This is a genomic window from Psychrobacillus sp. FJAT-21963, from assembly GCF_001420585.1.
Taxonomy (GTDB): Bacteria; Bacillota; Bacilli; order Bacillales_A; family Planococcaceae; genus Psychrobacillus.
In genome coordinates, this window is record NZ_LJIY01000028.1 from 1 (window position 1) to 1,280 (window position 1,280).

Genomic DNA, 1,280 nt, shown 5'->3' on the forward strand with positions numbered 1-1,280 from the left:
AGCACCCCTTCTCCCGAAGTTACGGGGTCATTTTGCCGAGTTCCTTAACGAGAGTTCTCTCGCTCACCTTAGGATTCTCTCCTCGACTACCTGTGTCGGTTTGCGGTACGGGCACCTCCCGCCTCGTTAGAGGCTTTTCTTGGCAGTGTGAAATCAGGAACTCCGGACATTCGTCCTCGCCATCACAGCTCAATGTTACAGAGTGCGGATTTGCCTACACTCACACCTCACTGCTTGGACGTGCATAACCAACAGCACGCTTACCCTATCCTACTGCGTCCCCCCATCACTCAAACGGCGGGGTGGTGGTACAGGAATATCAACCTGTTGTCCATCGTCTACGCCTATCGGCCTCGACTTAGGTCCCGACTAACCCTGAGCGGACGAGCCTTCCTCAGGAAACCTTAGTCATACGGTGGATGGGATTCTCACCCATCTTTCGCTACTCATACCGGCATTCTCACTTCTAAGCGCTCCACCAGTCCTTCCGGTCTGACTTCAACGCCCTTAGAACGCTCTCCTACCACTGATACCATAGGTATCAATCCACAGCTTCGGTGATTTGTTTAGCCCCGATACATTTTCGGCGCAGCGTCACTCGACCAGTGAGCTATTACGCACTCTTTAAATGATGGCTGCTTCTAAGCCAACATCCTGGTTGTCTAAGCAACGCCACATCCTTTTCCACTTAACAAATACTTGGGGACCTTAGCTGGTGGTCTGGGCTGTTTCCCTCTTGACTACGGATCTTATCACTCGCAGTCTGACTCCCAAACATAAATCATTGGCATTCGGAGTTTGTCTGAATTCGGTAACCCGGGATGGGCCCCTAGTCCAAACAGTGCTCTACCTCCAAGATTCTCGCGTTTGAGGCTAGCCCTAAAGCTATTTCGGAGAGAACCAGCTATCTCCAGGTTCGATTGGAATTTCTCCGCTACCCACACCTCATCCCCGCACTTTTCAACGTGCGTGGGTTCGGACCTCCAGTAAGTGTTACCTTACCTTCATCCTGGACATGGGTAGATCACCTGGTTTCGGGTCTACGACCACATACTCATTCGCCCTATTCAGACTCGCTTTCGCTGCGGCTCCGTCTCCTCGACTTAACCTTGCATGTAATCGTAACTCGCCGGTTCATTCTACAAAAGGCACGCCATCACCCATTAACGGGCTCTGACTATTTGTAGGCACACGGTTTCAGGGTCTATTTCACTCCCCTTCCGGGGTGCTTTTCACCTTTCCCTCACGGTACTGGTTCACTATCGGTCACTAGGGAGTAT

Annotated in this window: 1 rRNA gene; it reads right to left on the bottom strand. The window is 51.7% G+C overall.

Annotated elements, in window-relative coordinates:
• Positions 1 to 1,280: ribosomal RNA gene (locus AN959_RS20330) — 23S ribosomal RNA — on the bottom strand; the annotation flags it as partial.